Here is a 22,712-nt window from a genome sequence, read left to right on the forward strand (position 1 = left end):
GTCCAACGGCACCACCGCGCTCATGAAGACGCTGCCCCACGCGCCGGCCGGCTTCTTCGAGGCCGAGGCGGCCGGGTTGCGCTGGTTGGCCGAGGTCGAGGGCGGCGTCCCGGTCCCGCCCGTCCTGGCCGTCGATGCCGAGTGCCTGATCCTCGCGTGGGTCGAGCCCTCGGCCAAGCAGGGGCTGGAGTCCGCCATCGCGTTCGGCCAGGCCCTGGCGACCACCCACGCCGCCGGCGGGGCGGCGTACGGCGCGGAGCGGGACGGCTTCATCGGCCGGCTGCCGATGCCCAACCGGACCAGCCCCACGTGGCCGGAGTTCTACGCCGTGCGCCGGATCCTGCCCTACCTCAAGCTCGCGCGGGACCGCGACGCCATCACCCCGGAGGACGCCCGGACGGTCGAGTCCGTCGTGGGCCGGCTGCCGGGGCTCGTCCCCGAGGAGCCGCCGTCGCGCCTGCACGGCGACCTGTGGAACGGCAACTGCCTGTGGAGCGCGGACGCCGTCCACGTCATCGACCCCGCGGCCTACGCCGGGCACCGGGAGGTCGACATCGCCATGCTGCACCTCTTCGGGCTGCCGCACCTGCAGCGCGTCGTGCAGTCGTACGACGAGGCCGCGCCGCTGGCCGACGGGTGGGAGGACCGGCTGTCGCTGCACCAGATCTTCCCGCTGCTGGCCCATGCGTGCATGTTCGGTGGCGGGTACGGCGCCCGCGCGGCCACCGCCGCCGCGCGCTACGCCTGACCCACCCGGTCGGGCATCCCCACGGACCCGCGACCGGAGTAGCCTCGGAGGTCCCCTCTCCGGAGGTTCCACGTGGACAAGACCCGACCGAGCCTGGCCGTCGCACTGGCCGAGGCTGCTCGCATGATCGACGGCTCCTCGTCGGTCGAGGACACCCTCGCCGCCATCGCGGCGGCGGCCGCCGTCTCGGTGCCCGACATCGACCAGGTCGGGATCAGCGTCATCCACCGCAACGGCGAGATCGAGACCCGGGCAGCCACCGGACGGCTCGTCTGGGACCTCGACGGCCTCCAGTACGAGCTGCGCGAGGGGCCCTGCGTGAGCGCGATGCGCGACCACCCGGTGGTGGTGGTCGACGACATCCGCCACGACCACCGGTGGCCCCGCTACACGCCACCCGCCGTCGCCGCCGGGCTGCGGGCCCAGATGGCCGTGCGGCTCTACCACGAGGACCACACGATCGGGGCGCTCAACATGTACGCCACCGAGTCGACATCCATCCACCCCGACGCCCTCGAGGCCGCCGAGCTCTTCGCCGCCCACGCCGCCCTGGCCCTCGGACGGGCCCGCCGGGAGGCCCAGCTGCACGAGGCGCTCGACTCGCGCAAGGTCATCGGCCAGGCCATCGGGCTGGTCATGGAGCGCTACGCCGTCGACGAGGACCGGGCCTTCGGATTCCTCGTGCGGGCCTCCTCGACCGGCAACGTCAAGCTGCGTGACGTGGCCCGCGAGGTGGTCGACCGGGCCAACGAGGTCCACGCCCGCGCCTGATCCTCGGCCGTGACGACGGGCGATCACCTCCCTAGGGGTGAGGTCCTGCGCGGGAGGCGGTGCCGATCCGTTGACGGGTCCGGGGCGACGTGACTAGCGTCCCGACAAGTCCTTGCTGGAGACCACGGCAAGTGCCCTTCCTCCCGGAACGAGGCGTGTCACCGTGGTCGCCATCTCGCTCGTCCCCGCCCCGCGCAGCCGCCGCACGCCGCCCGACGAGCTCATCGAGACCCACCTGGGTGTCGCCCGCTCGATCGCCGCCCGCTACCGCCACCGGGGCGTGAGCCGTGAGGACCTCGAGCAGGTGGCCTACCTCGGGCTGGTCAAGGCGGCCGGACGCTTCGATCCCGACGAGGGCCACGACTTCCTCGCCTTCGCGGTCCCGACCATCCGGGGAGAGGTACGCCGGCACTTCCGCGACGCGTGCTGGATGGTGCGGCCCCCGCGCCGCGTCCAGGAGCTGCAGGCGAGGATCGCCACGGCGGAGTCCGAGCTGGCCCTGGCCCTCGGCCGGCTCCCCACCCCGGCCCAGCTGGCCGCGCACCTCGACGAGCCCGAGCCCTCGGTGCTCGAGGCGCTGACCGCGGACGGGTGCTTCGTCGCTGCCTCCCTGGACGCAGCGGTACCGGACGGGACGTCGCCGCTGCTCGACCTGCTGGCGGTCGAGGACGGTTCGCAGGGCCTGGTGGAGGCCCGGCTGGTGCTCGGTCCCCTGCTGCGCTCGCTCGACGCACGCGATCGGCAGGTCCTGCGGATGCGCTTCTTCGAGGACCGCACGCAGGCCGAGATCGCCCAGGTCGTGGGCGTCACCCAGTCCCAGGTCTCGCGCACGCTGACGCGCATCCTGGACGATCTCCGCAGGCTCCTCGCCGATCGCGCACCGGCCGCCTGAGCGCTCAGCCCCTCCGGGCGGCCGCACGGGGCGGCGGTTCCAGAGCCCGGGCCGGGCCGTCGGCACCCCCGTGGTCGTCGACGGCCCGGACCAGGAGTCCGTGCTGCACGCCCCACAACACTGCCTGGGAGCGGGAGGCCACGTCGATCTTCGCGTAGGTGGCCCGGATGTAGGACTTGATGGAGTTGATGCTCAACCGCGTCTCATCGGCGATCTCGCGGTTGGACCGCCCGCTGGTGATGAGACCCAGCACCACGGTCTCCCGAGGGGTCAGGGGCCACTCGGGAGTGGCCGGCGCCTCCTCGAGATGTCCCTCCGCACCGCCGACGTCGATGACCACGCGCCCCGATCCGATGCGGACCAGGTCGCGGACCAACCGGTCGGCCGGCACCCGCTTGCCGACGTAGCCGGCGGCACCGCGGGCCAGCTCGGTGGAGACCGCCGCGCGCGAGCAGTCCCAGCTGTAGGCGACCATGCGCGACCGTCCCGGGGTCGCCGGCGCACTGGGGGTGCCCGTACGCACGCTGCGACGCAGGACGTACGCCGGGTCGTAGAGGGTCAGGTCGGGCGACGCCTCCGGAGTGCCTCCCGAGGAGAAGGGCACCAGCACCACGTCGGCGGAGTGCTCGGCGAGCATCGACGACAACCCGTGCACCACGAGCTCGCTGTCGTCCACGACCGCCACCCGCAGGGGCACCGACGTGCCGTTGGTGAGAGGGAGCATGACCTCGAGTACCCAGGCGGGCGCGTCCGCATGCGCGCGGCGTACCGGACCGAATCAGGTGCGGTGGACGTTGATCAGCACCAGGGCGGCCTGCAGCTCGGTGATGCCTGCTCGCACGGCCGCGTCACGGAGCCGGTCGCGAGCAGCCTCCACGGTGACCCCCTCCCGGGCAGCCAGGATCCCCACCCCGACCTCCACCGCCTGCTGCTCGCGCAGCTGCCGGGGGGCCTGCTCGGCCCGCAGCCGCGTCGCGAAGGGGAGGTCGGCATTGGTGACTGCGCCGGAGGCGGACGCGCCCAGCGCCGAGGCGAGGTCGCCGTGGTGCCCGGCGAAGGCGTCGGACGAGGACGCGTAGAGATTGATGCCTCCCACGACGCGACCGCGCTCTAGCACCGGCAGGGACAGGCTGCTCGCCACCCCGGCGGCCGCGCCCGCTCGCGCGAAGAAGGCCCACCGCTCCTCGTCGAGAAGCTCTCCCACCGTCCCGGCCGGTCCGGCGTCGTCGTGCACCACCGGCACCTGGGGGCCCTCGTCGACATCCTGTCGCGCCTCGAGCTCCGCGTCCGGGAGGTCGGGTGCGACCAGCGTGAAGGTCAGGTCCTCGTCGTAGAGGGTCAGGCTCAGGCCGACGCACTCCGGGACGATCCGAGCCGCCGAGTCACCCATCGTCATGAGGGACATCTCGAGCTCGGGGTCGGCGAGGCTGAGGTACTCGTCCAGCGCCTCCTGGGTGCGGGGCAGGAAATGCATCTGGCCTCCTCGCACTGGTCGGGTGCGTCCCTCCCCATCATCGGGGCCCGGGGCCCGGGAACGCCACACCCGTTGGGACGGGGACCGGACCATTTCCCTAGGCGCCCGGTTGTTCGTCGAGGCCCAGCTGGAACTCTCGGACCACCTCCGCTGCGACGTCGCGCAGCTTGACGTTCCCGTGCGAGGAGGCCCGGACCAGGAAGGCGAAGGCCCGCTCCTCCGACGTCTCGTAGCGGTGCATCAGCAGGCCCACGGCCACGCCGATCCGCTGGCGGCTGCGCATCCCCTCCTGGAGCTGGTCGATCGCGCGCGCCTTGCCCATGGCCAGCGCGGCCTGGGCGGCGAACAGGTCGGCGGCCTGCGCGCTGGCGTCGTCCAGACCGTCCTCCTGCTCGGAGTAGATGTTGAGCGAGGACTGCCCCTGGCGCTCGGCGTACAGGCGCACGCCGATCTGCGAGCGCAGGCCGCGTCGGTGCGCCTCGGCCATGTACGCCGGCCAGCGTCGCTCCGTCCGGACGACGGGCACGTGCACGACGGTGTCGGCCTCGCCGGCGAACACGCACGGCCCCTCGCGGAGGCGGTGCTGGAGGGCGTCGAACTCGCGCACCCGGTCGCTCGTCGCCGCCAGCGTCTCGAGCCTGCCGTCGGGGTGGGCCAGGGACACACCCACGTGGTCGGCGCCCGGCACCGACAGCCGGGCCGTGCGCACGATCTCGGTGAGGGTCTCCTCGAGGGAGGAGACACGGTTCAGGCTGCGGGCGGCGTGGGCAAGGGCTTCTGCCAGCACGTCATCAGGCATGGGAAGGGATCCTTCAGGTGACGGCGCCGAGCACGATCGACGCAGCATCAGAAGGCCGCTTCTGGACCGGGCGCAATCCTAGGTCACCCGCCGCCGATCCCTCAGCCGGTACCGCAGAACCACCGGAGCCCGGGGTCCCGAGGCCACCGCTCGAGGGTGGCGACCATCTCGTGAAGACAGTCCCTCTCGTCGCTCACGCGATGCCCTGGATGGCGTCCCTCAGGGCGGCGGTCTGCTCTCGCCATGCGGGTCCCTGCTCGTCCCACGTGTCGGCGAGCTCCGAGGCACCCAGCACGGAGTCCAGGGCCGCCACCGCGTCCGTCGCCAGGGCGACCACCGCAGCGGTCGGCTGCGCGGCCAGCCACTCCCGCATGGCGTCGGGGAGCACCACCGGCACGCCCCGGGCGGCGGCCACGAGCGCCGCCGCCGCCACGGCGGGCGCCGCTGTCAGCTCGTCGGGTGACGGCGCGACGGCTGCGGCGAGTGCGTCGCGCACGGCTTCGGGACCGGCGCCGTCCTCGAGGGCCCAGGCCCAGTCGCCGGCGTCGTCGTTGTCGAAGGGGTCCAGTCCCCAGCTACCCATGTCTCGTCCTCTCACAGGCGGAGGACGAGTCGGGCGTACTCGACCTGCCTGTCGTCGTCCTCGGCGATGTCGTGCATGTAGGGAAGGTCGTGGATGTCGCCCTTCCACCCGCCAGGCGGGCCGGTCACGAGCCGGAGTCGCGGAAGGTCGTGGAGCGGCCCGAGGTCCTTGTCGCGGACCCGTCCGAGGACCACGAACTCGAGGCTCGGATGCCCGGACAGTGGGTCAAGTGACTCGACGCCCTTGAGCTCGTCGACCTTCAGGAACCGGAGGGCAGGCGCCTGCGCGATCTCGTCCAGCGTCGTGACGTGCCGCGCCCCACCGATGCCGAGCACGGCGAGCCGCTGCATGACGGCCAAGGAGGCCAGGGAGGTCAACGACGGCGTCGAGTGCAGGTCCAGGACCTCCAGACGCTGTGCGTGCTGCTCGAGACCGGTGAGCGACTCCAGCGCGGCCGCCGGGCCGAGGTGCAGATCCACGAGGCGTGGCGCGGTGACGGAGGTGAGGTCGGTGTCTCGGAAGCGGCCCAGCCACAGGCTCCGGACGGCGTCGTGCCCCACCACGGTCTCGAGCCCGCCCCCGTCCTTCGACACCTCGCTGACGCCGAACCATGTCAGCTCCGGCCAGGCCGACGCGTCGATCCGGCCACGCCAGCTGACGGCCGAGAACGAGCGCAGGCGCGAGAGCCCCTGGGCCGGCGACACGTCGCGACAGTCCCCCACTCGGAGGAACTCGAGGTCAGGCAGATCCCGGACGACCCCGATGTCGGGCCCCATGACCGACAAGGCCCGGACGCCTCGCTCACGCACCTCGCGCACCACGTCGGCCGGGTCGGCACCCGGCTCGACGATCCACTCGCCGCCGGCCTCGAGCATCGCTGCCTGCAGCTCGATGTCGGGACGCAGGAAGGGGCGTGGGGTCAGGGCGCTCACGTGCGGCACGATCCCACAGCCCACCCACACGTCACAGGCCGAGCAACGTCTGCAGCGTGTCCTGGAGCGCGTCGCGGCGCGACTTGTTGATGGCGTTGATCTTGTTGGCCAGGACGTTGGCTCCGCCCTTGGCGACGTCACCGCCGTTGCACCCCCTGATCGCCAGCTGCTCGGCCTGGGGCAGCGCATCCTTCGCCAGTCCGGTGAGGACGTGGATGGTCGACTTGTCGGTGATCCGGCCCGCCCTGAGGTGCTCGTTGAGACGCCGCATCAGGTCGACGGAGCGGCCCACGTACGGCTTCTTCGCACCTTCGTCCCAGAAGGCGTACAGGCCCCCGGGGCCCCCACCGACCCCGGCCGCCGCGAGACCGATCTCGAGCGCGGTGTCCATCAGCATCGAGGACCAGAAGCTCCCCTGGGTGCAGATCGTCAGGGCGTTCCGGCTCGAGTTCTGGGTCGTCATGCCGTACTCGGCCATGGCGGTCTGTCCGGACGGATCGTTGACCCGCAGCGGGCTGTTGACGGCGTAGGGGTACAGGTTCTCCGCGGGGAGCGGGTCCTGGGAGAGGAACCGCCCCGTGCCCGGGTCGTAGGTGCGAGCGCGGGCGTCGTACATCCCGGTGGGGTCACGGTCGAAGCCGTGCCAGCCGCCGGCCGCCGAGGTCCCCGAGGCCGGGTTACCGAAGCTGTCGAACGCGTAGGTCTCCGCGACCGTGCCCGATGCGTCCGTCGTGGCGACCACGGAGCCGGACGGATCGGCGATCGGGTACGACGCCGTGCCGTCCGTCACCTGGGCGAGGACGCCGTCCGCGCCGAGTCCGTTGACCGTGCGGCTGACGAGCTCGCCCGCATCGTCGTACCGCAGGACCGGGTTGTCGTCTGCGAAGACCGAGCGGACGTCGTCGGAGCCGACCGAGGTCCGGATCCGGCGACCCAGGGCGTCGTAGGCGTAGGTGACCGGCTGCCCGGCGGCCGGCGTCACTCCGACCAGGTCGCCGACGGCGTTCCAGGTGTAGCGGGTGACGACGCCGGTCCCACGCTCGGTGCGCCGCACCATGCGGCCCTCGTCGTCGTACGTGTACGTGTAGCGCCCGTCCCCGAGAAGCCGGTTGGCCGCGTCGTAGGAGACCGCCGAGGAGGGGTTGCCCGCCCACGAGGTGCGGTTGCCCGCATCGTCGTAGGTGTACGACTCGTCCGGGATGCCGCTTCCGGTCGGGTGGTCGGCCGACGCGAGTCGGCCGAGGGCGTCGTGGTCGTAGGTGTGCACGCCGGTGGCGTCGGTGACCGACTCCGGGAAGCCCGCCGCATCGCGATCGGTGATGATGCTGTGCACGACCTGCTGGCCCGACGACGTGATCTGGGAGTCGATCGTCCCGTCCCCGTGGCCCCAGGTGGTGGTGAGACCGTTGGGCCGGGCGAGCGTGGTGAGCCGGTCGAGACCGTCGTACGCCAAGGTGCTCGTGCCGCCTTGGCTGTCCACGACGGACCGCAGACGTCCCTGGCCGTCGTAGCCGTAGGTCGTGGTGCCCGACGGATCCTGCAGTCGCGAGAGCTGCCCGCCATCGGTCCACCCCCGACTGAGGGTGACCGGAGCGACCCCGGCGGCCGCCAGGGTCTCGGTCAGCGGCCTCGACGCGTCGTCCCAGGTCCAGGAGAGGGTCGAGCCGTTGTTGCGGGCCGACTCCACCCGCCCGAGGGCGTCGTAGGTGAAGGCGGTGAACGTCCCGTCGGTGGCTTCGCGTCGCGCGACCTGGCCGTCTGCCGCGTAGGTGAGGGTGGTCAGGACCCCTGTGCGGTCCCGCGTCGTGCTGAGGCGGCCCGCCGCGTCGTAGGTGTGCCGGGTGACCTTGCCGAGCGCGTCCGTCTCGGTGTCCACCCGCCCGAACGCGTCGTAGGTGAAGCGGACGGTGTGCCCCAGCGGGTCGGTCAGCGAGGCGACACGGCCCCCGTCGTCGTAGGTGTACCGCGTGGTCGCGCCGGCAGGGTCGGTGACGGTCTCGAGCTTGCCGCCGTCGGTCCACGTGGCCCGGGTGGTCCCCATGGCGTCCGTGGTGGTGGCCGGAAGGCCGTCCGGCCCGTAGGTCACCGACTCCGTCCGGCCCCCGATGTCGCGCGACGAGGTCAACCGGCCGCGGGCGTCGTAGTCGAACTCGGCCCAGAGCCCGGAGGTGCCGTAGTCGATCCGGTCGACGTTGCCGGTCAGGGGGTCGTAGGTGAGCGTGTTCTTCAGGGCACCGTCGACGCGGTAGTCCGTCGGCTGCCCGTAGGCGTTGTACCCCATGGTCGTGACGACGCCGTCCCGGTCCTGGAGTCGAACCAGGTTGCCCTTCGCGTCGTAGTCCGCGACGGAGCTGTGCCCCAACGGGTCGGTGCTCTCCTCCACCAGCCCCAGGTCGTCGTAGGTGTACCTGCTGGTCAGCGTGCGGCCCCCGAAGATCTCGTCGATCCGGGTGGTGTTGCCCTGCGGGTCGAAGAACCGGCGCGTGGTCAGGCGAGGGTCGGGTCCCGACACGGTCTCGGTGCGAGCACCGAGGTCGGCCTCGACCGTGACCGTGTTTCCCTCGCCGTCCGTGATCGTCTCGAGGCGCCCGTCGGCGCCGTAGCCCATCGTCCGCAGGGGTGCCTGTCCCGAGGGGGACACCGACTCCAGGTAGTGGTTCCCGCGATACCTGAGCTCGATCGTGGTGCCGTCGCGGTCGATGATCTCGACCAGGTCCCCGGCCGCGTCGTACCGGTAGGTGATGACCTTGCCGTCGGGGTCCGTGACCGTCCTGATCCGGCCGGCGGCATCGCGATCGATGCTCACCACCGGCCCGGAGCTGGAGCTGATGCCGGTCTCGGAGACGGTCACCGAGGCGCCCGTCCGGTCCTCGACCTTGCGCAGCCCCTCGCCCACCACGAGGGAGTACTTCGTGCCGAACCGGTCGGTGAGCACGAAGCGCTGCGGGTCGTAGGTCCCGTCCGTGCCGAAGGCACCTCCGTTGAGGTTCCCGTTGCCGTAGAAGAGGGAGTTGTCGGGGGCCGACAGGGTCGACGTGGTCCCGGTCCCCGACCGGGCGGTGAACTCGGCCGTCGTGAGACCGCTGAAGAAGGTCGAGCCCTTGGCGGGCGTGAGGTCGAAGACCTCGTTGCGCCCGTCGGGCCAGGTCACCGTGACGAAGTGCGCCTTGGCGCTGGTGAAGCACAACGGCACGAAGATCAGTCCSCTGCCGCAGCTCGCCATGCTCCAGCCCCCCGCACCGAGGGGGCCGTTGGCGGCCACCCGGAAGTCGGCCAGGTCGAGGTCCCAGCCCACGCCGAAGTCGCCCGTGCGCTTGTCGAAGCTGTCGTAGGTGCGCTGCACGTCGACGGGCATGCCTGCCACGTCCACCGTCAGGTCGCTGTAGGTGGTCGTGAAGCGGCCCAGCTTGAGCTCGCCGTCGACGACGACGGTCACCCTCTCGGTCGTCACGCCGCCGTTCGACGTCACCACTCGGACGACCAGGTCATAGGCCCCGTTGGGCAGGACGGTCGGGTCGAGCAGCACGTCCACGGGCCCGCTCGTGCCGCTGCCGATCGTGGTGGGTGAGGACTCCCCGGTCGGGACCAGGTCGACCCTCCACGACGTGACCGTGGTGCCGTCGGGCGGAGTGACAGCAGACGTCACCCGCGTCGGGGCGGTGACCATGGCGCCGTCTGTCGGGGAGATCGCCCCGAGCGTGGCGCCCGGGACCTCCGGGTTCGCGCCCGGGTCCCCGATCGGGATGTCGGTGCCGTCGCCCACGGTGACCGTCTGCGGGTCGTCCGTCTGGATCGGGTCGAGCTGGTCGCTCGTCACYGCGCCCACGGTGCGGATCGATGTCGTGCCCGCCGGGAGGGGGGCCGCGACCTTGAGCCGGAAGTCGACGGTCGCCTGCTGGAAGGGTGCCAACGTGCCCAGGTCGACCCCTACCCCGGGACCCGCTGTGAGCGTTCCCTGGCTGGTCCGCACGGAGTCGGCGACCACGCTGGTTCCGGCGGGCGCCGGCACGGCGACGTGGATCCCCGTGACCTGCTGGGTGCCCACCGAGGAGACCGTCAGGTCGTAGGCGAGCGTGTCTCCCGCAGACACCCCGCCCGAGCCGTCGGCGTCGATGACGAGCCGGCCGGTGAGGGAGGCGGTCAGGGCCGGGGTGGGCCGCGTGACGGTGGTGCGTGTCGGGTCGGCCGACCCCGGGAGGGCGGGGTCGTCGGTGGGCACGGTGTCGACGCCGGTGGCGGACACGGTGCCCTGCGCCTCGAGCCGTGCGACTCCCGCCGGGAACGGCTGGGCGACGACGACGTCGAACACGAGCCGACGCGAGGCTGCACCGGCGATGTCGGGCAGCGAGAACGTGGCCTCGCCACCGGCGAGGGAGACCGAGCCGCCGTCCGGCACGGCTCCGGACCCGGCCACCACGGTGGCGTTGGCGGGGACGGGCACACGACCCGAGACCCCGCGGAGGGTGAGGCCGCCACGGTTGGCCACCGTGAGCGTGTAGCGGACGGTGTCGCCGGGCGAGACCGCGCCGTCGCCGGCGACGTCCCCCACGAGCGTGTCCAYCAGGCCGGCGGACAGCACGGCCGGGAGCTGGCGCRCCACGACGAGGTCGGAGCCGGACAGCCCGTAGACGTTGCCGCGGGCGTCCTTCCACGCGGCCGTGCCGCGCAGCACGACGCTGCCCGAGCTGGCGGCCGGAGCGGAGTACGACGTCCGGGCGGTCGCGAGCTCGCCGGCGTCCAGGGCGGTCGGGGCCCCGGTGACGGGGAGCGCCGCGGTGTCGGCGGTGGCCGCCACCGCGAGGGCGGAGGCGTCCGCGGACCCGATGTTGGCCAGCCTGAGGTCGTAGTCGCCGCTGGTGCCGGCGGGCATCGCCGCGGACCCCACGGTGCTGACCCCGACGACCGGCAGCTCGCGGGTCGTGGTGACCCGCATGAGGGGCGCCACCAGGCGACCGACCCCGCCGACGGCCTGGGCGTACGCCGCCCCGTTGAGCTGGGTGCCGTCGAGGGCGGCCAGCCGGCTCAGGTAGCCGGCGTCCGTCTCGGTCGCGACCCGCGCGGCGGGCACCGGGACCGTCCACTCACGGTGCCGCGTGACCGAGGCTCCCGGAGCGATCCTCCAGTCGGGATCGGACTCGGCGGCCGTGATCACGGCGGCGTCACCGTCGGGCAGGATCGCCGTCACGGCGACGCCCGTGGCGTCGGCGCCGAGGGCGCGGAGCTGGGCGGAGAAGTCGCTGCCGTACGTGTACAGGCGACGGGCCTGCACCGCGGACGGGTCGAGCGTGAAGTCGACCCGGGTCCGTACGCCGCTCGTGCGGTTCTCGTCGAGCAGCTCGGAGACCTGGGCCGGGGTGAGGCTCAGCTCGGCCTGCACACCCCACGTGGCCCAGCCGCCCGGCGCCACCGTGGTGCCGACGACGGCGCCCCCGGCGGCGTACTGGACGCCCTCGAAGGGGTTGGGACGCACGTGCACGGCCATCGACGGGTCGCCCAGCGTGGCCACCGGCACCCACTGGCCGGTCGTCGCGACCTGGCGCTCGACGGTGAAGTCGTGGCCGACGACCCGCGCGCCGGTCGTGTCGACGTTCTCCAGGCCGATGAGGGAGGGAACGACCAGGGTGGTGCCGCGGTTGGTGACCGTGACGTCGTAGCCCAGCCGGTCACCGGGCAGCGCCAGCTCGCGGTCCACGGTCATCTCGGCGGTGAGGTCGGGCACCACCACGGGTCCCGACACGGTGCGATCCGGCCGGCCGCAATCGGCACCGCGCACGGTGACGTCGGTCCCGCTGATGGACACGGTGTCCCCGAGGATGCCGCAGTAGAACCGGTTGGCGCCTCCGGAGATGCTGACCTGTCCCGAGCCGGCAAAGAGCACGCCGAGGAACTTCGACGACGACGTGGCGATGTCGATCGCCTTGCTGCCGGTCGCACCGGCGAGCAGCAGCAGCCCGTCGCGGTAGGGCTCGAAGGCCGGCCGCGAGCCCGCGATCTTGATGTGCCCCTCGCTCACCAGGGTGACCCGGCCACCGATCTGGGAGCCGTTGAGCTGGATGTCGCAGCTGGCGTAGTAGACGCCGGAGGGCAGGGTGGACTGCACGTCGTGCCAGCTGCCGCCCGAGCACAGGGCCGACATGTCGTGGTAGGCGCTGCCCACCTCGACGGCGACCGGTCCGCCGGGCCGGAAGTCGGCGACCCGGGGGCTGATCGGGAAGCCCGCCACGGCGGACTTCACCGGCAGCGGCAGGAAGCTGTTGCGGGTGGTGTCGGCGGCCAACGAGCCGGCGTACGTCGTGCCTCCCTTGACCGTCTTGGAGGCGCCGACGAAGCGGAGCTCACCGTTGGTGTGGACGCGGCCCGAAATCTCGCCGGAGCCACCGGCCCAGTCCAGGGACCGGCCGGCGGTCGAGTTGGCCCACACGGCCGTCGGCTCGGTGACCTCGAGGTGGTCGACGCGCCGCACCGCCGTGCCACCGTCGTCGTCGGAGAGCGTGACCACGACGTCGAAGGCCCCGGTCCGCCGGTAGACGTGGGAGGCGAAGAAGGTGCCCCACCCGGCCCCGGCGGTGGTCACGTCGACCTGGGCGGTCGTGCCGTCGCCCCAGTCCACGACCGCACCGTGGGTGTCGAGCCACCCCTCGTCGGTGAGCGTGGAGTTGACCTGGGTGACACCGCCGGCGAAGGAGTCGCCGTGGCTCAGCGTGAGCAGGGGCGCGAGGTTCTCGACCACCACGACCACCTCGTCGGTGGCGGTGCCGCCGGTGCCGTCGATGACGGTGAGCTCGAAGACGTAGGTGCCGTCGTCGGGAGCCACGAAGGTCGGCTTGGCGGCGGTGCGGGAGGACAGGAAGACGGGCGGGCCCTGGCGGGAGTCGAGGCGCCAGGAGTAGGCGACCGCACCCGTGACCGTCACCAGGTCGGAGCACGTCGTCTCCGACGACGAGCCGCCCGAGTCCTCAGCGGTGACGGTGAGGCAGATGCGGTGGCTGCCGGCGGCCAGGCCGGCCGGCAGGTCGAAGGCCACGTCGAGGTCGGCCGGTCCCGCGACCGGGAGGTCGAGCGTGGCGCCGAGGTCGACGGGGTCGCCGCCGTCGACGGTGTAGCTGACACCCGTGAGCTTGCTGCCGACGACCTGCGGGAGGATGTCGGGCAGGTCGGACACGGTGGGGACGTCGGTGCAGGTGCCGCCGCTGAGGGTGGCCATGTCGATGAGCCGGCTGCCGACCGCCGACCCGCTGTTGCAGCGGCTGCCGCTGCCGACGGCGAAGGCGTGGAAGGTGACGGGCGGGTTGCACGGCAGGACCGTCTTCAAGGACCCGGAGCCCTGGCCGTCGGACATGAAGGCGGTGACCAGGTTGGGTGATCCGGTGGTCGCGAGGAGCTGGCAGCTCACCTGGACCGGCGGGATGAAGTTGGTACCGCCGGCACCACCGACGCGCTTGATGGCCTGGACGACGTCGGTGACGCCGTTACCGTCCTTGTCGGCCGCCGGCGACACCAGCGTCGCGGTCGCCGACGTGGGGTCGAGGTCCAGGGCCGAGGCCCCGGAGCTGAAGGTGATGACGGCGACCTTGTCGACCGTGCCGGCCGCCTCGACCTCCTCCTGGAGCTTCAGCGCTGCCGCGAGCTCACAGTCGAGGATGGTGTTCGAGCGCCGGTCCGCGTTCACGTCGCCGCACGGCCCGCCCGCGCTGMCGGCGCTGCCCGAGACGTCGATGACGTAGGCGATGGAGGTGTTCTGGGCGGCCGGGCCCTGGCCGATGGAGACCGAGCCGTCGACGCGGATGCCGGTCGCGTCGTCGTCGAGCCCGTCGAGAGCGGCGCCGACCGAGGTGCCGCCGGGCAGCGTGCCCTGCTGCTCGGAGGCCTGCAGGGCGGGGCGGGTGCTGGCCCGGGAGCCACTGGCGTCGAGGGTGACGGTGGAGCCCTCGTCGACCTGCTGGTCGGTCCCGGCGTTGGCCACGGGAGGACCGACCGGGTCGGGCGTCGGCGGCTCCTCGGGATCTTCGGGGACCTCGGGGGCGATGCCCCCGCAGAACTTGAACTTGTTGTCGTCGTAGTCACGGTCGCCGCCACCGAAGAGGTCCTCGAAGCCCACGACGGCGCAGCCGTCGGCCCCGAAGTCGACGACGGCGTGCGGGATGCCGTCGGGGTTGCGGCCGCCGGGTCCGAGGCGGAACTCCTGCCCGCCGACCCGGATGCCGAAGACGAGCTCGGTGCCCACGCCGTACGGACCGACGGTCCTCGTCGTCCCGACGTCGCGGTTCGTCGCGATCTGCACCTCCTCGGGGTCGAGGAGGAAGAGCGTGGAGGTCAGGCCGGCCGACGCCGGGAGCACCTCGACGGTCACGGCCGTGCCCGTCGAGTAGAGCTGGCCGCCCAGCAGGGGCTCCGGATCGCTCGCCTCGGCGGCCTGCGCCAGGGTGGGTGCGGTGACCACCAGGACCCCCGCGAGCAGGGTGATGGCGGTGCGCCGGACGCGACGCATGAACTGACCGTGTGGACCCATGACTCCCCCGAGCGTTCGGTGATGACGGTGTGCTGGGAGCGAAGCAGCCAGGGTCGGCGGCGTACATAGCTGCGAGGCCGATCAGCCCGTTCGGCCTGGTCTGTACTGACCCGTTGGGACTACGCCGCATGGTCAGGACGACCCACCGTGTGACGGGAGTGGTTTTCCGCTCAACGAGCTGGGGTCACTGGTTCAGACAACCTGGTCGCCACCAGGGTCCGCATCCGCGCCGATCTCAGCGCAGCCTCAGGCTCGACTGGCAAGGTAGGACCGTGCCCGACACACCCAAGCCCCGCGTGCTCGTCGTCGACGACGACCGGGCCGTGCGCGACTCCCTGCGCCGCTCCCTGGAGTTCAACGGGTACGACGTCGCGCTCGCCGCCGACGGGGCCGAGGCCCTGGCCGTGCTCGGCTCCAGCCACCCCGACGTGGTGGTGATGGACGTGATGATGCCGCGCCTGGACGGGATCGAGACCACCCGCGCGCTCCGCGCCGCGGGCCACGACGTCCCTGTGCTGGTCCTGACCGCACGCGACGCGGTCGGCGACCGGGTCGAGGGCCTGGACGCCGGAGCCGACGACTACCTCACCAAGCCCTTCGCCCTGCAGGAGCTGCTGGCCCGGCTGCGTGCGCTGCTGCGCCGCGTCGTACCCGTCGACGACGCCGCGGAGGAGACGCTGTCCTTCGCCGACCTGTCCATGGAGGTCGGGTCGCGCGACGTACGCCGCGGGGACCGGTCCATCGAGCTGACCCGCACCGAGTTCACCCTGCTGGAGATGTTCCTGCGGCGGCCCCGGCGAGTCCTCGAGCGCTCCTTCATCCTCGAGGAGGTGTGGGGCTACGACTTCCCGACCAGCGCCAATTCGCTGGAGGTGTACGTCGGCTACCTGCGCCGCAAGACCGAGGCCGAGGGCGAGCCGCGCCTGATCCAGACCGTGCGCGGAGTGGGCTACGTGCTCAAGGAAGCATGAGCAGCCTCGACGGCTGGGACGACAAGCGCTGGCACTACCGCCGCTCGCTGGCCTCCCGGGTCGCCGTGCTCACCACCCTGGCGGTCGCGGTCTCGATCGCGGCGATGTCGCTGGGCGCCTTCATGGTGATGCGGATGCAGCTGCAGAGCAGCCTCGACGAGTCGCTCATCGACCGGGCCGAGAAGGCCGCCAAGTACACCGCGCTGTCGGAGATGACGCGCCGGGACGTGCCCTCGTGGATGCTCGGCGCCGCCGACGTCCGCATCATCTTCATCACCGCCGGCAAGGACGTGCTCACCGCCGACGACGGTCCGGAGATCACCCTGGGACGGCCCGAGCTCGACGTTGCCGCCGGCCGCGCGCCCGACTCGGTGCGCACCATCGTGGCCGCCGGCCAGGTCGAGTACCGCGTCGCCACCGTGCCGGCCGGCAGCGGCCAGGCCCTGGTGCTGGCGCAGCCGCTGTCGTCGCAGCACCGGACGCTGGCCAAGCTGGGCACCGTCATGCTGGTGGCCGGTGGGCTCGGCGTGCTCGCCGCCGCCCTCGCCGGGTGGGCGGTCGCCGCCAGCGGCCTGCGCCCCGTACGCCGCCTCACCCGCTCGGTGGAGCGGATCGCCGTCACCGAGGACCTCGCCCCGCTGGCTGTCGAGGGGGACGACGAGATCGCCCGGTTGGCCGGCGCCTTCAACCAGATGCTGACCTCGTTGGCCGCCTCGCGGGACCGGCAGCGACGCCTCGTCGCCGACGCCGGCCACGAGCTGCGGACGCCGCTCACCTCGCTGCGCACCAACCTCGACCTGCTCGCCCAGGCCGACGCGGACGGCGGACTCCCGGAGGATGCGCGCCGCGAGCTGCTGGACGACGTACGCGCCCAGATCGAGGAGCTGACCACCCTGGTCGGGGACCTCGTCGTCCTCGCCCGCGAGGACCAGCCCGCCGCGATCATCGAGCCCGTCGACCTCGCCGAGGTGACCGAGCGGGCCCTGGCTCGCGTGCGCCGCCGCGCTCCGGGCGTCGGCTTCGACGTGCACCTCGACCACTGGCGGGTCACCGGCGACGCCAACGGGCTCGAGCGGGCGATCCTCAACCTCCTCGACAACGCCGCCAAGTGGAGTCCCACCGGGGGCACCATCACGGTGCGGCTCGAGTCGGGCGTGCTCACCATCGACGACGAGGGCCCGGGCATCCCGGTCGACGACCAGCCGTATGTCTTCGAGCGCTTCTGGCGCGCCGAGGAGTCGCGGTCGATGCCCGGCTCCGGACTCGGGCTCGCCATCGTGCGGCAGGTCGTGGACCGTCACGGGGGCCGGGTGGCCGTGGCCGACGCCCCCGGAGGCGGCACCCGGCTGACACTGTCGCTGCCCGCCGAGCAGCCCTCGCTGACCACCTAGCTCGGGGCTCCCGGGGGTAGTCCGTGACGTTCGGACCCCGGATCGACGCCGCGAAGTCGAGGGCCCGCAGCAGCCGCTCGGCCTTCCAGCGCGACTCGAGCCACTCGTCGTCGACCTCGGAGCGCACGGTGATCCCGCCGCCGGTGCCCAGGGTCCAGCGGCCGTCGCCGGAGGTCGTCAGCGAGCGGATGACGACCCCCAGGTCCGCGGGCCCGTCGCCGCTGATCCACCCGAACGCACCGGCGTACACGCCCCGCGGCGTCTCCTCGACCTCCTCGATGACCTCCATCGTGCGGCGCTTGGGTGCCCCGGTCATGGAGCCGGGAGGGAAGAGCGCGCGCAGCGCCCCGACCGTGGAGACGTCGTCGCGGAGCCGGCCGCGGACGGTGGAGACGAGCTGGTGCACGGACTCGTAGGACTCGACGTCCATCAGCACCGGCACCTCGACCGAGCCCACCTCGCTGACCATGCCGATGTCGTTGCGGAGCAGGTCGACGATCATCAGGTTCTCGGCGCGGTTCTTGGGGTCGGCGGCGAGCCCGGCGCGCAGCGCCTCGTCCTCCTCGGCGGTGTCCCCGCGCGGTGCGGTGCCCTTGATCGGCTTGGTCTCGATGGTGCGGTCGGCCCCGACCAGGGCGTAGCGCTCCGGGCTCGAGCTCAGCAGCCAGGCGCGGTGGCCCTCGACGTCGTGCTGCAGGCACCCGGCGTACGGCGCGGGGTTGAGGTCGCGCAGGCGAAGGTAGGTGGCAACCGGGCCGAGGTCGGCCTCCGCGCTCACCCGGTAGGTCAGGTTGACCTCGTAGGAGTTGCCCGCCCGCAGGTGCTCCTGGACGCGCGCGAACGCGGCGACGTACGCCTCGGGGGGCCCACTTCGTCCGCGAGTCTCGCTCTTTGTGACGGTTGCAACCCCCTCCCAGCGCGGGAGTCCCCGGCCGGGCGGGGACTTCTCCACCGGGGTCGGGGCGTGCTCGAACGAGCGCACGCGCGACGGCCGCATCCACACCGCGTCGGGCAGGTCGGGGTCCGGCCGGGCGGGGAGGTCGGGGCGGCAGGCGGCGCCGAGGTAGCCGAACCACTGCTCCCCCGGGGCCATCGAGGCCTCGAGCACCGTCCAGATGTCGTCGCCGACCACCACCGACGCCCCGCCCGCGTGCCGGCGGACCTCGCGGCGCGCGGCGTCGTACGTCAGCGACACGTCGTCGGCCTCGAGCCAGCCGACGATCGAGCGCCGCCCCGACCACTCGCGCGCGCCCCCACCGTCGAGCCAGAAGCAGCGCGGGTGCTCGGCCGCGACCGTGCGGAAGGCGTCTGCCGGGTCGGTCACGACGTCCCCAGGAAGGTGGCGACGATGCTGTGGCCGTGCTCCGACAGGATCGACTCGGGGTGGAACTGCACGCCCTCGAGCGGCAGGGTCCGGTGCCGGACCCCCATCACCACGCCGTCCTCGCTCCAGGCCGTCGCCGTCAGCACGTCCGCCGGCAGCGCGGTCACGCCGAGCGAGTGGTAGCGCACCGCGGCGAATCCCTGACCGACGCCGCGGAACACGCCGCGCCCGTCGTGGGTGATCCGTGCGACGTCGCCGTGGGCCGGGTGGATGCGCTCCACCGTCCCGCCGTACGCCGTGACCAGTCCCTGCATCCCGAGGCAGACGCCCAGCACCGGGCGGGTGCCGGCGAGGAGCACCTCGCGGCCCACCGCGAAGTCGACCGGGTCGGCCGGGTGGCCCGGGCCGGGCGAGAGGACGACGTGGTCGTGGGAGAGCACCTCGGCCGCGCTCACCTCGTCGTGCTGCACCACGTGGGGCAGCACGCCGGTCACCGAGGCGACCAGGTGGACGAGGTTCCACGTGTAGGAGTCGTGGTGGTCGACCACGACGACGTCCGCGGGTGGGGGCACGGCAGCACGCTAGTGCGTGGCTACTGCGTGAGGGTCCGGCACTCGGGCGCGACCGGCTGTCCGCCGGTGGGGCCGGAGCACTGGTCCCACTGCGCCAGCTTGGCGAGCAGGCCCTGCACCTCGGCGGCGTGCCCGGGCTGGGCGAAGGCGTTCGTCTTCTCCCAGCGACGGTTCTTGTAGGTGTAGAACTCGTAGGCGAACGCGTCGCGGCGCACGTCGGTGTCCATGTCGTAGCGGATCAGCAGCCCGGTACGACTGCGCACGGCGACGTACGACGGGATCCGGTCGAGCTCGTCGCCGTTGAGCGCGGAGTCCGGGTCGAGCTTCGTCAGCGCCTGGGCCGTGTGCTCGATGAAGACGCGGTTGCGACGCACCAGCGCCGGGTCGGCGAAGGTCGGCACGAGCGACTGGCCGGAGCGGTACTCCGGGGACACGACGCCGGCGAGCTCCTCGAAGGTGGGCCCGAGATCGAGGTTGGACGTCAGCTCGGCGCGGGCGCCCGGCACGACGCCGGGGCCCACGACGTACAGCGGGACGTGCACGTCGGTGTCGTAGGCGGTCCCCTTGCCCCGGCCGAGGCCGTTCTGGCCGAGGTGGAATCCGTTGTCGGAGGTCAGCACGACGTAGGTGTTGTCGTCGACGAGGCGCAGGATCCGGCGCACGGTGCGGTCGACCGACTGGGCCATCATGGCGCGGTTGCGCAGGTCGGCAACGCTCTGCGCCGGGCGGAACGGGTTGGCCCGGGTGTTCCACGCCCGGGCCCGCTTGCCGTTGGCCTTCCGCGGCCGGTTGTCCGCGCGGTCGTCACCGAAGCCGGGGAGGTCGCGCGTGGTCAGCGACGTGCACGCCACCGGCCCGCAGTTGCCCTTGCGGCCGGGCCCCGGACGGTCGCGGAACGCCGGCGGGAAGACCGGGTCGCCGGGGTAGTACGGCTTGGGCTGCGTCCGGTTGTGCGGCGCGTAGGGCGCGACCTCGAGGAAGTACGGCGCGTCGTCGTCGCGGTGCGCCTTGATGAATTTCGTGGCGTAGGACTCGACCACGCTGCCGGCGTAGGCCCTGTCGCGCTCCTTCTCGGGTGCGGCCAGCGGCGGTGCCGCGTGGTGCCGGGCGCGCAGGCGGCCCTGCCGGACGTAGGTGCTGTCGAAGTCCCAGCCGTCGTAGGCCGAGCCGAAGACCACGTTGAACTGCGACCAGCCCGGCGGCATGGGCGGCAGGGCACGGCCCTTCACGTACTCGTACTCGTTGAGGTACTTGCCCACGAAGCCGGTCGTGTAGCCGGAGCCCTGGAGCGTGACGTTGAACGACCGCTCCGGGTTGCCGTAGCCCTCGAACGCGGCGTAGCCGCCCAGCGGCATCGCGTCGAGCTGGCCCGAGGTGTTGGTGCGCACGCCGGTCTGGTGGGGGTACTGGCCGGTGAAGAGGCTCGAGCGCGAGACGCAGCACAGCGAGTCGACGACGAACGCCTGGGAGTACGACGCCCCGGCGCGCTTCATCTTCCTGGCCGAGCGCATCGTCTGCACCAGGTCCAGGGAGAAGTCGTCCATCAGGACCATGACGATGTTGGGCCGCTGCGCGCGCTTGGCGGCGGGCAGGTCGGCCTGCCTGACCCCCGAGGCGGCCGCCGGGCGCGGGCTCCCGGACGCCGCGGTCCCCTGGGTGCCGCCGGTGGCACCGCAGGCGGTCAGGGTGGCGGCGGCGAGGCACACGGCCGCGGCCACCGAACGTCGTACGAACAGCAAGGACTCCCCCGTCCATGGTCATGGGTCACTGATGGTGACGCGCCCGGGGAGGGATTCGTTGCCTGCCACGCCCGAGAGAGCAAATGTCTACCAGACTTATCGACTATCGGCGAGCAACCCGCTCACGAGGTCGTGGATGAGGTCGTAGCCGTTCTCGGTGAGGATCGACTCGGCGTGGAACTGGATGCCCCGGAAGTGCGGCCCGGCGACCTGGTGCACGTCGCCGGTCGCCTCGTCGCGCTCGACCGTGACCCCCTCCGGCAGGACATCGGGGTCGGCGACCCGACCGACGAAGGTGTTGTAGAAGCCCACCCGCTCGGTGCGTCCCTCCAGCCGGATCGGCGACTGGGTTCCCTGGAAGACGATGTCCTTGAAGTCGAGCGGGATCCCGAGGCGCTCGCACAGCGTCTGGTGGCCCAGGCACACGGCGAGGAACGGCTGGCCGGCGGCGAGCACGTCGTCGACGGCCCGACGGAACGCCGCGATCTTGGGGTGGTCGCCGTCGCGCGGGTCGCCGGGCCCCGGACCGATCACGACGAGGTCGGCCCCCTCGAAGGCGCCGGTCGCGTAGTCCTCGTGGCGGACGACGGTCGAGGTCATCCCGAAGACACCGAGCACGTGGCGCAGCATGTTCACGAAATCGTCCTCGCCGTGCAGGATCACGGCGCACCGGCCGGCCAGCGACGGGTCGGGCGGCGCGCCCTCCTGGTCGGTGAGCCAGAAGCGGCTCAGCCGCTGGTTGCGGGTGCCCAGGGCGAGCAGGACGTCCTCGTCACGCGTCAGGGCGGCGATCTCCTCCGCCGGCGCGGTCGCCCGCGGCACCAGGCCGAAGGCGCCCAGGATGCCGCCCGCCTTGGCGTGCGTCTCCGCCACCTCGTAGGCGGCGTCGGAGTCGCGCACGAGGGTGGCGCCGGCGGTCACCTTGAGGCGCCCGTCGAGGTCGACGTCGGCGGTGCGGATCAGGATCGGGCTGTCCATCGTGTGGCGGCCCTCGGCGTCCCGGCCGAACAGGGCGAGCGCGGCGGCGTAGTAGCCGCGACCCTCCGACTCGTAGTCGGCGATCAGCCGGCAGGCGTTCTCGACGGGGGCACCGGTGACCGTGGCGGCGTACATCGTGTCGCGCAGGATCTCCCGCGGGTCGCGCTCGCTGCGGCCGGCGAGAAGGTACTCGGTGTGCACGAGGTGGGTCATCGGCTTGAGGAACGGGCCGAGCACCTGCCCGCCCTCGTGGCAGACCTCGCACATCATCTTGAGCTCCTCGTCGACCACCATGAAGAGCTCGAAGACCTCCTTCTCGTCGGCGAGGAAGTCCAGCAGCCGGGGCTTGAGGGTGTCGAGGTCGCCGCCGACCCGGAAGGTCCCGGAGATCGGGTTCATCCGCACGTCCTGGTCGCGCACGCTGACGTGCCGCTCCGGCGAGGCCCCGATGAGGAACCGGTCGCCGGTGAAGAAGCAGAAGGTCCAGTAGGCCCCGCGCTCGTGCTCGAGGAGGCGGCGCAGCACGCTCAGCGCGCGCTCGGCGCTCCAGTCGGCGACCACCGCGCGGTAGTGGCGGCCGATGACGAGGTTGGCGCCCTCGCCCTGCCCGATCTCGTCGCGGATGATCGACTCGACGACGGTCGCGTAGTCCTCGTCCGAGGTCTCGAACCCGCCCCGGTCGGCGATCTCGATGTCGGTGTCAGGCAGCGCGGCGACCAGGTCCGCGACGCCCACCTCGTGCTCGACGTCGATGTCGACCACCACCAGCGGGGTGCCGTCGTCGATGGCGTCGAAGCCGCGCTCGCGCACCTGGCGGAACGGCAGCGCGACCAGCCGGTCGGCGACCTTGCCGTGCTCTGGGACGCCGGTCTCCAGCGGGATGTCGAGGATCGACTCGACCTCCGTACGCCGTCCGGCCACGAGGCCCGCGGTGCGCTCGGCCTTGCGACGGATCACCGCCCACGCCTCGTGCCCCTGGATCTCGTCCAGAAGGGCACGGACAGCCACGGCGTCGGTCATGCCCGAAAC

General features: G+C 72.5%; 14 protein-coding genes and 1 pseudogene. 5 read left to right on the forward strand and 10 right to left on the reverse strand.

The window, feature by feature from the left end; translation table 11 throughout:
* The 3 genes from AC1DQF_RS15425 to AC1DQF_RS15435 form a co-directional block, all read left to right on the forward strand.
* A partial coding sequence (locus tag AC1DQF_RS15425) for a fructosamine kinase family protein (RefSeq protein WP_477526102.1) occupies nt 1-748 on the forward strand: 748 nt, incomplete at its 5' end.
* A gap of 72 nt (nt 749-820) precedes the next feature.
* Nucleotides 821-1,519, forward strand: a complete 699-nt coding sequence (locus AC1DQF_RS15430; protein WP_477526103.1) for an ANTAR domain-containing protein — start codon at nt 821-823, stop codon at nt 1,517-1,519.
* A gap of 163 nt (nt 1,520-1,682) precedes the next feature.
* Entirely contained in the window at nt 1,683-2,411 is a 729-nt protein-coding gene (locus AC1DQF_RS15435) for a sigma-70 family RNA polymerase sigma factor (protein WP_477526104.1), read from the forward strand.
* Nucleotides 2,412-2,415: 4 nt separating this feature from the next.
* On the opposite strand, the gene AC1DQF_RS15440 is transcribed toward AC1DQF_RS15435, so the two are convergent.
* The 6 genes from AC1DQF_RS15440 to AC1DQF_RS15465 form a co-directional block, all read right to left on the reverse strand.
* Entirely contained in the window at nt 2,416-3,135 is a 720-nt protein-coding gene (locus tag AC1DQF_RS15440; RefSeq protein ID WP_477526105.1) for a response regulator transcription factor, read from the reverse strand.
* A gap of 54 nt (nt 3,136-3,189) precedes the next feature.
* Nucleotides 3,190-3,885 (reverse strand): ANTAR domain-containing protein, encoded by a 696-nt coding sequence (locus tag AC1DQF_RS15445; RefSeq protein ID WP_477526106.1) that lies wholly within the window; start codon nt 3,883-3,885, stop codon nt 3,190-3,192.
* Nucleotides 3,886-3,982: 97 nt separating this feature from the next.
* On the reverse strand, nt 3,983-4,684 hold the full coding sequence (locus AC1DQF_RS15450) for a GAF and ANTAR domain-containing protein (protein ID WP_477526107.1): 702 nt from the start codon (nt 4,682-4,684) through the stop codon (nt 3,983-3,985).
* Between the two features lie 193 nt (nt 4,685-4,877).
* Entirely contained in the window at nt 4,878-5,267 is a 390-nt protein-coding gene (locus AC1DQF_RS15455) for a DUF4259 domain-containing protein (protein ID WP_477526108.1), read from the reverse strand.
* An 11-nt stretch (nt 5,268-5,278) separates the two neighbouring features.
* Nucleotides 5,279-6,199: a hypothetical protein gene (locus AC1DQF_RS15460; RefSeq protein WP_477526109.1), complete on the reverse strand. Its 921-nt coding sequence runs from the start codon at nt 6,197-6,199 to the stop codon at nt 5,279-5,281.
* A gap of 31 nt (nt 6,200-6,230) precedes the next feature.
* Complete coding sequence (locus AC1DQF_RS15465; RefSeq protein WP_477526110.1) at nt 6,231-14,687, reverse strand: RHS repeat-associated core domain-containing protein; 8,457 nt, start codon at nt 14,685-14,687, stop codon at nt 6,231-6,233.
* Nucleotides 14,688-14,980: 293 nt separating this feature from the next.
* On the opposite strand from AC1DQF_RS15465, the gene AC1DQF_RS15470 reads away from it, so the two are divergent.
* Together AC1DQF_RS15470 and AC1DQF_RS15475 are read left to right on the forward strand one after the other, a co-directional pair.
* Complete coding sequence (locus AC1DQF_RS15470) at nt 14,981-15,679, forward strand: response regulator transcription factor (protein WP_477526111.1); 699 nt, start codon at nt 14,981-14,983, stop codon at nt 15,677-15,679.
* Complete coding sequence (locus tag AC1DQF_RS15475) at nt 15,676-17,070, forward strand: sensor histidine kinase (protein WP_477526112.1); 1,395 nt, start codon at nt 15,676-15,678, stop codon at nt 17,068-17,070. The genes AC1DQF_RS15470 and AC1DQF_RS15475 overlap by 4 nt, the downstream gene beginning before the upstream one ends.
* 94 nt (nt 17,071-17,164) lie before the next feature.
* Here AC1DQF_RS15475 and AC1DQF_RS15480 read toward each other — a convergent pair.
* The 4 genes and pseudogenes from AC1DQF_RS15480 to AC1DQF_RS15495 form a co-directional block, all read right to left on the reverse strand.
* Nucleotides 17,165-18,163, reverse strand: a pseudogene (locus AC1DQF_RS15480) (anthranilate synthase component I family protein); the annotation flags it as partial.
* Nucleotides 18,164-18,390: 227 nt separating this feature from the next.
* Nucleotides 18,391-18,966, reverse strand: a complete 576-nt coding sequence (locus AC1DQF_RS15485; RefSeq protein WP_477526113.1) for an anthranilate synthase component II — start codon at nt 18,964-18,966, stop codon at nt 18,391-18,393.
* 20 nt (nt 18,967-18,986) lie between these two features.
* Nucleotides 18,987-20,705 (reverse strand): sulfatase-like hydrolase/transferase, encoded by a 1,719-nt coding sequence (locus AC1DQF_RS15490; protein WP_477526114.1) that lies wholly within the window; start codon nt 20,703-20,705, stop codon nt 18,987-18,989.
* 96 nt (nt 20,706-20,801) lie between these two features.
* A complete protein-coding gene (locus AC1DQF_RS15495) occupies nt 20,802-22,703 on the reverse strand; it encodes an anthranilate synthase family protein (RefSeq protein ID WP_477526115.1) in 1,902 nt (633 codons plus the stop codon).
* Nucleotides 22,704-22,712: the final 9 nt, after the last annotated feature.

This window comes from Nocardioides sp. P4_G4, from assembly GCF_056401085.1.

Bases quoted from the DNA above. Each gene is read 5' to 3' on its own strand.
- AC1DQF_RS15440 (WP_477526105.1), bottom strand. From the start codon at position 3,135: ATGCTCCCTCTCACCAACGGCACGTCGGTGCCCCTGCGGGTGGCGGTC.
- AC1DQF_RS15495 (WP_477526115.1), bottom strand. From the start codon at position 22,703: ATGACCGACGCCGTGGCTGTCCGTGCCCTTCTGGACGAGATCCAGGGG.
- AC1DQF_RS15445 (WP_477526106.1), bottom strand. From the start codon at position 3,885: ATGCATTTCCTGCCCCGCACCCAGGAGGCGCTGGACGAGTACCTCAGC.
- AC1DQF_RS15475 (WP_477526112.1), top strand. From the start codon at position 15,676: ATGAGCAGCCTCGACGGCTGGGACGACAAGCGCTGGCACTACCGCCGC.
- AC1DQF_RS15455 (WP_477526108.1), bottom strand. From the start codon at position 5,267: ATGGGTAGCTGGGGACTGGACCCCTTCGACAACGACGACGCCGGCGAC.
- AC1DQF_RS15450 (WP_477526107.1), bottom strand. From the start codon at position 4,684: ATGCCTGATGACGTGCTGGCAGAAGCCCTTGCCCACGCCGCCCGCAGC.